The following is a 9,828-nucleotide window of genomic DNA, read 5'->3' as shown; positions in this document are numbered from 1 at the left end:
CGAGCAGACGAAGCAGCGCCGAAGCAGTACCCAAGCAGCACCGGAGCAGCGCATGCGAAGGCCCCGGCGGCCGACCTCCCCAGGTCCGGCCACCGGGGCCTTCGCGATCCCATCCCACAGGGTCGGTGAGCGGCTACAGCCGCTGGATGATGGTGCCCGTCGCCAGCGCGCCACCCGCACACATGGTGATCAGCGCGAACTCCTTGTCCCGGCGCTCCAGCTCGTGGAGCGCGGTGGTGATCAGGCGGGCCCCCGTCGCGCCGACGGGGTGGCCGAGCGCGATGCCGCCGCCGTTGACGTTGACCTTCTCCAGGTCCTGGTCGAAGACCTGGGCCCAGCTGAGGACGACGGAGGCGAAGGCCTCGTTGATCTCGACGAGGTCGATGTCCTTGAGGGACATGCCGGCCTTGCCCAGCACCGCCCGTGTGGCGTCGATCGGCCCGTCCAGGTGGAAGTGCGGGTCGGAGCCGACCAGCGTCTGGGCGACGATCCGGGCGCGCGGCCGCAGTTTGAGCGCGCGGGCCATCTTGCGCGAGGCCCACATCACGGCGGCGGCGCCGTCGGAGATCTGCGAGGAGTTGCCGGCGGTGTGCACGGCGGTCGGCATGACCGGCTTGAGCCGGGCGAGCGCCTCCATGGAGGTGTCGCGCAGGCCCTCGTCCCGGTCGACGAGCCGCCACATGCCCTGGCCGGCGGCCTGCTCGGCCTCCGTCGTGGGCACCTGCACGGCGAAGGTCTCGCGCTTGAACCGCTCCTCCGCCCACGCGGCGGCGGCCCGCTGCTGGGACAGGACGCCGAGCGTGTCCACGTCCTCGCGGGTCAGGCCCCGGTGGCGGGCGATGCGCTCGGCGGCCTCGAACTGGTTGGGGAGGTCGACGTTCCACTCGTCCGGGAAGGGTTTGCCGGGTCCGTGCTTGGATCCGGAACCGAGCGGTACCCGGCTCATGGCCTCGACCCCGCAGGCGATGCCGATGTCCATGACACCGCCGGAGATCATGTTGGCGACCATGTGGTTGGCCTGCTGGGAGCTGCCGCACTGACAGTCCACGGTGGTCGCGGCGGTCTCGTACGGGAGGCCCATGGCCAGCCAGGCGTTGCGGGCCGGGTTCATCGACTGCTCGCCGGCGTGCGTGACGGTGCCGCCGACGATCTGCTCCACGCAGTCGGGCTGGATGCCGGTGCGGGCGAGGAGCTCGCGGTAGGTCTCGCCGAGGAGGTAGGCGGGGTGAAGATTGGCGAGCGCGCCCCCGCGCTTGCCGATGGGGGTGCGTACGGCTTCGACGATGACGGGTTCCGCGGCCATGAGCTCGTCCTCTCCTGCTCCTGCGTAGCGCACAGCGCGCAGCGCGCATCGGCTAGCGCGCCTCAGCTGACGGGCGGGCCGTCCCGGCGCCCCACCCGAACTAGTACGCGTTCTAGTTCTCCCCGCAGTCTTATGACCAGAACACCCGCTACGCAAGGGTCTTGCACGCGGCTTACACGGATTCCACACGCAACAGTTGGCGCGGGGCCCCTTGTCACTTCTAGAACTCGTTACTACCTTCAAGCCAACTTCTGATGGGCCGTCAGACTTTGGAGCCGCCCGATGACCTGCCCCGCACTGCCCGAAGGCTTCGACGCCACCGACCCGGACGTTCTCCAAGACCGGGTTCCCTACCCCGAGTTCGCGCAGTTGCGGCAGACCGCACCCGTGTGGTGGTGCCCGCAGCCGCGGGGCGTCACCGGCTTCGACGACGAGGGTTACTGGGCCGTCACCCGGCACGCGGACGTCAAGTACATCTCCACGCACCCGGAGCTGTTCTCCTCCACCACGAACACGGCGATCATCCGCTTCAACGAGCACATCCAGCGCGATGCGATAGATGCCCAGCGACTGATCATGTTGAACATGGATCCGCCGGAACACACCCGCGTACGCCAGATCGTGCAGCGCGGCTTCACCCCGCGGGCCATCCGCGGGCTGGAGGACGCCCTGCGCGACCGGGCCCGCAAGATCGTCGCGGAGGCCCTCGAAGCCTCGGCCGACGGCAGCTTCGACTTCGTCACCCAAGTGGCGTGCGAGCTCCCCCTGCAGGCCATCGCCGAGCTGATCGGCGTACCGCAGGAGGACCGGTCCCGGATCTTCGACTGGTCGAACAAGATGATCGCGTACGACGACCCGGAGTACGCGATCACCGCCGAGGTCGGCGGCAACGCCGCGGCGGAGATCATCGGCTACTCGATGAACCTCGCGGCGGAGCGCAAGGAGTGTCCGGCCAAGGACATCGTCACGCAGCTCGTGGCGGCCGAGGGACAGGGCAACCTGGGCTCCGACGAGTTCGGCTTCTTCGTCCTCCTCCTGGCGGTGGCGGGCAACGAGACCACGCGCAACGCCATCAGCCACGGGATGCACGCCTTCCTGACCCACCCCGAGCAGTGGGAGCTGTACAAGGCGACCCGGCCCTCGACGGCGGCCGAGGAGATCGTCCGCTGGGCCACCCCCGTGGTGTCCTTCCAGCGCACCGCCACCCAGGACACCGAGCTGGGCGGCCAGAAGATCAAGGCGGGCGACCGCGTCGGCATGTTCTACTCCTCGGCCAACCACGACCCCGAGGTCTTCGAGAACCCCGACGTCTTCGACATCACCCGCGACCCGAACCCGCACCTGGGCTTCGGCGGCGGCGGCCCGCACTTCTGCCTCGGCAAGTCGCTGGCGATCATGGAGATCGACCTGATGTTCAACGCCCTGGCCGACGCCCTGCCCGACCTGCGCCTCGTCGGTGAGGGCCCGCGCCGGCTGCGCGCGGCCTGGCTGAACGGCATCAAGGAACTGCGGGTCAGCCACGGCTGACAGCTACGACCGACAGCCACGGCTGTCAGCTACGACTGACCCGTGATCCAGGACGGCAGGGGCCCCACCTCCCACGCCCGGCCCCTGCCGTCCCTCGGTTGTTACCCGCAGGTCGTTATCGTCTCGCCGCCTTCGGGATCATTGCCTTGGCGGCGGGCCGGACCCAGACTGCCCGGATGAACCTTGAGGACCCCAGCGCGAGACGGTGGCAGCGACTGCCCACGACGTGGCAGCGGATGGTCGATCTCGGCGACGGTTCCGAGGCCATGAGCCAGGGGGTGCTGGCCCTCATCGAGGCCGCCCGCGAGGAGCCGGAACTGCGCCGGCTGTACCCGTACACCAGCCACTTCACCCTGTGGTTCAGCGCCTCCGCCGGACACCCCTTCGCCGTGACCGCACCGGCCGTGGAACCCCTGCCGGACGGCCGCTTCCGCGTCCGCGGCCCCCGCCAGACGACCGTCCTCGGCGAAGCGGACACGGCCCGAGCGGCGATCGCCCTCGTACTGGCCCACCTGCCGACCGAATAGCCTCCCCGAAACCCCGCCGCCGGGTCCGGCCCCTTGGGGCTGCGCTGCCCCCCTTCCCCCCGCCCCGAGTGGCGGAAGCCGCCCCGCGGGCGGATCCTGGCAGAACGCGGCGATCCATCGCGAAGGGGTGCCGGGGCGGGCTGTTACACCGCCCCGGCACCCCTTCGTCGTCGCACGGCCCTCAGGCCCTCAGGCCCTCGTCCGCTCCGCGGACCCCGCTCCGACCCGCTCGGGCCGCCGGGGCCGCGGTACGGCGAGCCCGGCCGGCCGCGCATCGCCCCGGGGGCCGGAGAGCACGTAGACGAGCCCGAAACCGGCACCGACGACGAGCGCTCCGCCGACCGCGTCGAGCACCCAGTGGTTGGCGGTCGCGACGATCGCGCACACCGTGATCGTCGGGTGCAGCGCACCCAGCAGCTTCTGCCAGCCCTTCGGCGCGATCATGACGACCACGATCCCGCACCACAGCGACCAGCCGAAGTGCAGCGAGGGCATCGCCGCGTACTGGTTGGAGATCGCCGTCATCGCCCCGTAGCTCGGGTTGGCCAGGTCCTGCACCCCGTGCACGGTGTCGACGTAGCCCATCCCCGGCATGAGCCTCGGCGGCGCCAGCGGGTAGAGCCAGAACCCTATGAGCGCCAGCACGGTCGCCAGGCCCAGGGAGGCGCGCGCCCAGCGGTAGTCCTTGGGACGGCGCCAGTACAGGACCGCCAGGATCGCCAACGGGACCACGAAGTGGAAGGAGGTGTAGTAGAAGTTGAAGAACGCCTCCAGCCAGGGCGCGTTCACGACGGCGTGGTTCACGGCGAGCTCGATGTCGATGCCGAGCGCCTTCTCGATCCCGTGGATCTGGCTGCCGTTGCCCTCCGCGAGGGTGCGGCTGGTGGGCGCGGCGGCCCGGATGTGCGAGTAGAGCGAGTACCCGACCCGTATCAGGAGCAGTTCCAGCAGCAGGTTCGGACGCGACAGCACGCGCCGCCAGAACGGCAGCAGCGGCACCCGCGCCCAGCGCGCGGGCGCCGGCCGCCCGTAGGCGGTCGGCACCGGCTCGCGCCAGTACGGGGAGGAGCGCGGGAGGAACGGCACGGCGCAGGCCGCCGCGAGGGCCGCGAGGAGCAGCACGTTGTCCCGTACGGGGGCCAGCGCGACCAGGTTGGGCAGCAGCACGTCGCTCGGCAGGGTCATGGCGAGGACCACGGCCACCGGCCACACCGGCCGGTCCGCGGCCCGCTTGCCGACCTTGCCGGCGACCGCGAGCAGCACCCACAGCAGCTGGTGGCGCCAGCCGGTCGGGGACACGGCGACGGCCACACAGCCGGTGATCGCGACGGCGAGCAGCAGCTGGCCGTCACGGGCGTAGCGGACGGCGCGGCGCAGGCCGATCCAGACGATCGGGGCCGCGAGGGCGACGTAGAGCAGGACCTCGCCGGGGCCGGAGAGGCCCAGGCGCAGCAGGGCGCCGTGCACGGACTGGTTGGCGATGCTGCCGGGTGCGCCGCCGAGCCCGGTGCCGGCCAGGTGCTGGACCCAGTACGTCCACGAGTCGCTGGGCAGGGCCGCCCAGGACAGGGTGGAGGCGCCGGCGAAGGTCGCGGCGGCGGAGCGCGCGGTGACCCTGCGTCCCGTCAGCCACAACAGCGGCGCGAAGAGCAGCAGCGCGGGCTGGAGGGCCGCGGCCAGGCCGATCAGGAACCCGGAGGAGCGCTCGCTCGGAACCCGGAACACGGCGAGGAGCACCAACAGCACGGGCAGTACGGCGGTCTGCCCGGGCAGGGCGGCCTCGCGGACGGGCAGCGAGACCATCATCAGCCCGACCAGCACGGGCGCGGCGAGCAGCGCGGTGCGCCGTGGCACGGGGTCGGGCAGGGCGCGCGCGGCGACCAGCCCGATACCGGCGACGAGCAGCAGGGTCACGCAGGTCCAGGCCACCTCCAGGGAGGGCGCGGCGAGGCCGAGGAGCGGCTTGAGTACCAGCCCCGCGAAGGGGGTCCCGGTGAACTGGCCGCTCGTGTAGAGGGAGCCCGGCAGGCTGCCCGGCAGGTGGAATCCGCTGAGCCACTCGCCCGGTGGCACGCGCAGCACGACCGCGGCCTGCCTGACGGCGAGCAGCAAGGCCAGCGCCCACAGCATGAGGCGCGCCGCCTCGAGCCTGCCGCCACCGCTACCGCCTATGACCCCGGCATGTCCGTTCGCACCACTGTGCTCCGCCGCGTTAGCCACGCCTCGCCGGCCTCCCGCCCTGTTGACCGCAACCCTGACTTCGCCTGGCTGCCGCGTTTCGTACCGCGTTTCATACCGCGTGCTTCATTTACCCGGACGACGATATCCCCCGCGCGATACCTAGGATGGCGGGCATGAGCATCGTGAAGATCAACGCCCTCACCGTCCCCGACGAACAGCGGGAGGTTCTGGAGCAGCGGTTCGCCTCCCGTGCGGGCTCCGTGGAGAGCTCGGACGGCTTCGAATGGTTCGAGCTGCTGCGGCCCGTCGAGGGCACGGACCAGTATCTCGTGTACACGCGGTGGCGTTCCGAGGAGGACTTCCAGGCGTGGATGGACGGCCCCATGAAGGCGGCCCACCAGGGCGGCGGTCCGGCGGGTGCGGAGCGGCCGAAGCCCGCCGCCACGGGCTCGTCGGTGTGGTCGTTCGAGGTCGTGCAGCAGGCGGCGCCGAAGCAGGGCTGAGCGTCGGAAGGGCCCGGAGCCACGGCTCCGGGCCCTTCTCGGTTTCCTCTGGCTCCCCGTCAGGCGGGTCGGGGCGCAGGCCCGTCGGAGCTCGGGCCCGTCAGAGCGCAGGCCCGTCAGGTTCGTCAGATCCGTGAGATCCGTCAGGACCGCGAGATCGTCAGATTCGTCAGATTCGTCAGACCTGTCAGGCGCGTCATACGCGTCAGGCGGGTCAGGCGGGTCAGGCGGGTCAGGCCCAGAAGGCGTCGCTCTCCTCGATGTCCTCGGTGCAGACGTCGAGGTCGCTGATCTTTCCGGCGACGATCGTGAAGAAGATCCCTTCGTGGATCTCGATCCCGCGGTCACCGCGGTCGGCGCGGGTTGTGTGGAAACTCATGACGTGGCCGCGGCCGTCGGCGAGCAATTTATCCAGATGCACGGTGAATGTTCCGTTCGTCTCCTCGCCGAGCCGGCGGTAGAGGTCGAAGACGGCTTCCCGCCCCTTGTGGTGTCCCGAGAGGGGGCCACTGCCGGGCATGTGCTGGATGACGTCGGCCGTCATCATCGTGCTCAGCTTCTCCATGTCGCCCCGGCCGAAAGCCTCGTAGCCGCGGCGGATCAGGGCACAGTCTGGATGCTCCGACATGACGGTCACGCCCTTCGTGCGTACGGTTTGCCCTTTTTCCTATCATCGGCCCGGTCCTGTGGATATTCCAACGCGGACTGCGGGGCGCCGCTCCACAATGACGTCATGACCAGCAGAGAGACGCTCACCACGACCACGCCTGCGACCCCGCAGACGACCACGACTACGGCATCGCCCACCCACGCGACCGCCGTTCCTGCCCCTGCCCCTGCCGGAGCCGGATCCCGACCGGGACCCGGACCCGGACCCGGAGCCTGGCAGGTTGCCGCCGAGCCGTTCACCACCCCGGACGCCACACTGCTGCGCCGCGCCTACTACGCGGAGGTCGCAGGCCGGTACTGGCGGCGGTCCGTCACCGAGGCCGAGATCGACCAGGGCCTGCTGGACTTCCCGGACGACGAGCTCACGGAGCCGACGGGCCGGTTCGTGGTCGGCAGGCTCGACGGCCGGCCCCTCGCGTGCGGGGGGATACGCCTCCTGGACCCCGTCACGGCCGAGCTCACTCGGGTGTACGTGGACCCGCGCGCCCGCGGCACGGGCGGCGGGGCGGCCCTGCTCCGGGTCCTGGAGGACGCGGGCCGGGCACTGGGCGCCGAGCGGGTCCGGCTGGACACCCGGTCCGACCTGGTGGAGGCCCGCGCGTTGTACGCGCGCCACGGGTACGCGGAGATACCCGCGTACAGCTCCGGCCCCTACGCCGAGCACTGGTTCGAGAAGCGCCTGGTCTGACCGGCCGGGCGGCCGTCGGGGACTCCGGGCGGGGCGGGCACGGGGCGCGGTACCCCGGACCCGCCACCCGGCGGAGTGGTTCACCGGGCGCAGTGGTTCACCGGGCGGAGTGGTCCCGGCGGGGCAGGGTCTCGTAGGGCTCCTCGGAATCGGAACCACAGAGCTCCGAGTTGATCTCCGCGACCAGCTCGGACAGGTCGGTCGGCCGGTCAGGGCCCCACCAGTCGCCGAGCAGTTCGGCGAGTGATTCCTCGCGTGCGGCCGACAGCTTCAGCGCGCTCGCGCGCCCCTTCTCCGTCAGGACCAGCGGCAGACCGTCGCGGACGGCCAGCCCGCGTTCCTCGATCTGGCGGCTGGCGTCCGTGATGGCCCTCAGCGGCACGCTGGTCTTCTCGGCCAGCACCGCCGGATCGACGGTGCCGTACTTGTTGATGCGCAGCAGCATCCAGCTGGCGGCGGGCAGCAGGTCGTAACCGGCCTTCGCGGTGATCTTCTCGTAGATGTGCTTGCGCCCCTGAAGGGTCCCGAGCACCGACAGGGCGCGGGCCACCTCCTCGCGGGATGAGCGCTGGACGGGATTGGAGGCGAGGGTCTCGGTGACATCGGGCGCCGTCACCGAACCGCGCAGCTTGTCCTCCTTGAGGAACCAGGCCACGACGAAGGCCACCAGCACCACGGGCACCGCGTAGAGGAAGACGTCGGTGATGGAGGTGGCGTAGGCGTCGAGCACGCGGGGGCGCAGCTCGGCGGGGAGGGCGCCGATGGCGCGCGGATCGGCCTCCACCTTGCTCACGTCCACACCCGGCGGCAGAGGGATCCCCCTGAGCGCCCCGGCCAGCTTGTCGTCGAGCCGGTTGGTGAAGATCGTGCCGAAGATGGCGACGCCGAAGGAGGCGCCGATGGAGCGGAAGAAGGTGGCACCGGAGGTGGCTACGCCGAGGTCTGCGTAGCCGACCGAGTTCTGCACCACGAGGACGAGCACCTGCATGACCAGTCCGAGGCCGGCGCCGAAGACGAAGAAGTAGACGCTCATCTCCCAGGTGGAGCTGGTCCGCTCCAGCTGGTGCAGGAGCAGCAGCCCGAGGGCGGTCAGGGCCGTGCCCGCGATCGGGAAGACCTTCCAGCGCCCGGTGCGGCTGACGATCTGGCCGGACACGGTGGAGGTGATCAGCAGTCCGAGCACCATCGGCAGCATGTGGACGCCCGACATGGTCGGGGAGACGCCTTGGACCACCTGCAGGAAGGTCGGCAGGTAGACCATGGCGCCGAACATCGCGAAGCCGACGATGAAGCTGATCAGCGAGCAGAGGGTGAAGGTCCGGATCCGGAACAGCTTGAGCGGCAGCACCGGTTCCACGGCCCGCCGCTCGACGATGACGAAGGCGACCAGCAGGACCAGGCCGAGTACCGCGAGCCCGATGATCTCCGGGGAGCTCCAGCCCCAGGTGCCCCCGAGGGAGGCGACGAGCACCAAGCAGGTCGCGACGGAGGCGATGAGGAAGGTGCCGAGGTAGTCGATGGTGTGCTTTTCGGTGTGCACCGGGATGCGCAGGGCTGCGGCGATGACGACGAGGGCGACGAGACCGATGGGGAGGTTGATGTAGAAGACCCAGCGCCACGACAGGTGGTCCACGAACAGTCCGCCCAGCAGCGGACCCAGCACGCTGGTGGCTCCGAAGACCGCGCCGAAGAGCCCCTGGTACTTGCCGCGTTCGCGCGGCGGGACGATGTCTCCGACGATCGCCATCGACAGCACCATCAGCCCGCCGCCGCCCAGTCCCTGCAGCGCGCGGAAGCCGATGAGCTGCGGCATGTTCTGCGCCAGGCCGCACAGGGCGGACCCGATCAGGAAGATCACGATGGCGGCCTGGAACAGCTTCTTGCGCCCGTATTGGTCCCCGAGCTTGCCCCACAGCGGTGTGGCGGCCGTCGAGGCGAGCATGTAGGCCGTGACCACCCACGACAGGTGGGACATCCCGCCGAGATCGCTGACGATGGTCGGCAGGGCCGTCGACACGATGGTCTGGTCGAGCGAAGAGATGAGAAGCCCCAGCAGCAGCGCGCCGATGGAGACGAGCACCTCACGAGAGGCGTGTTCGGCGCTGGGGCCGGACTTCCGCTTCCGCGGGTCGGGCTCCGTGGTCACGTCCTGCACCATCGGCTCCTCCTCAGGCCTGATCGACTCCTCCATCCTGAGCGGTGTGTCCGGTTATGGCCTGTCGGACGGGTTGGGCGGGTTACCGGGGGTCTGCATAATCGCAGGCAGCGGCCAGGGGAGGGATTCGAGTGAGCACTGAGCACTGTCCAGAATGCGGCACGACGGGAGGAGCCTGCGACTGCGCACCAGGCTTCCAACCCTTGCGCGTCCGCCCTTACGTATCCCGCCCCAACCCGACCCCACCCCCGGCACACCCGGGCCGCACAACCCAG

The 9,828-nt window shown here is 70.5% G+C and carries 8 protein-coding genes; 4 read left to right on the top strand and 4 right to left on the bottom strand.

Going from position 1 to position 9,828, the window contains the following annotated elements; all coding sequences use genetic code 11:
- Positions 1–133: 133 nt before the first annotated feature.
- Positions 134–1,303 carry a steroid 3-ketoacyl-CoA thiolase gene (locus AC6CKD_RS14270; protein WP_112452864.1) on the bottom strand — a complete coding sequence of 390 codons (1,170 nt, stop codon included), beginning with the start codon at positions 1,301–1,303 and terminating at the stop codon, positions 134–136.
- Between the two features lie 282 nt (positions 1,304–1,585).
- Here AC6CKD_RS14270 and AC6CKD_RS14265 point away from each other — a divergent pair, with 282 nt between their 5' ends.
- Positions 1,586–2,830 carry a cytochrome P450 gene (locus tag AC6CKD_RS14265; protein WP_498327556.1) on the top strand — a complete coding sequence of 415 codons (1,245 nt, stop codon included), beginning with the start codon at positions 1,586–1,588 and terminating at the stop codon, positions 2,828–2,830.
- Positions 2,831–3,006: 176 nt separating this feature from the next.
- A complete protein-coding gene (locus AC6CKD_RS14260; protein WP_498327555.1) occupies positions 3,007–3,357 on the top strand; it encodes a DUF6193 family natural product biosynthesis protein in 351 nt (116 codons plus the stop codon).
- A 189-nt stretch (positions 3,358–3,546) separates the two neighbouring features.
- Here AC6CKD_RS14260 and AC6CKD_RS14255 read toward each other — a convergent pair whose 3' ends face one another.
- On the bottom strand, positions 3,547–5,487 hold the full coding sequence (locus tag AC6CKD_RS14255; RefSeq protein ID WP_498327554.1) for a bifunctional glycosyltransferase 87/phosphatase PAP2 family protein: 1,941 nt from the start codon (positions 5,485–5,487) through the stop codon (positions 3,547–3,549).
- Positions 5,488–5,711: 224 nt separating this feature from the next.
- Here AC6CKD_RS14255 and AC6CKD_RS14250 point away from each other — a divergent pair, with 224 nt between their 5' ends.
- Entirely contained in the window at positions 5,712–6,041 is a 330-nt protein-coding gene (locus AC6CKD_RS14250) for an antibiotic biosynthesis monooxygenase family protein (protein WP_478691075.1), read from the top strand.
- Between the two features lie 232 nt (positions 6,042–6,273).
- On the opposite strand, the gene AC6CKD_RS14245 is transcribed toward AC6CKD_RS14250, so the two are convergent.
- On the bottom strand, positions 6,274–6,669 hold the full coding sequence (locus AC6CKD_RS14245) for a nuclear transport factor 2 family protein (protein WP_498327553.1): 396 nt from the start codon (positions 6,667–6,669) through the stop codon (positions 6,274–6,276).
- 297 nt (positions 6,670–6,966) lie between these two features.
- On the opposite strand from AC6CKD_RS14245, the gene AC6CKD_RS14240 reads away from it, so the two are divergent.
- A complete protein-coding gene (locus AC6CKD_RS14240; protein WP_498327596.1) occupies positions 6,967–7,398 on the top strand; it encodes a GNAT family N-acetyltransferase in 432 nt (143 codons plus the stop codon).
- Positions 7,399–7,495: 97 nt separating this feature from the next.
- Here AC6CKD_RS14240 and AC6CKD_RS14235 read toward each other — a convergent pair whose 3' ends face one another.
- A complete protein-coding gene (locus AC6CKD_RS14235) occupies positions 7,496–9,556 on the bottom strand; it encodes an MDR family MFS transporter (protein WP_498327552.1) in 2,061 nt (686 codons plus the stop codon).
- Positions 9,557–9,828: the final 272 nt, after the last annotated feature.

It is taken from the genome of Streptomyces sp. GQ60 (assembly GCF_059758875.1).
This window is presented reverse-complemented; position numbering and strand designations above follow the sequence as displayed.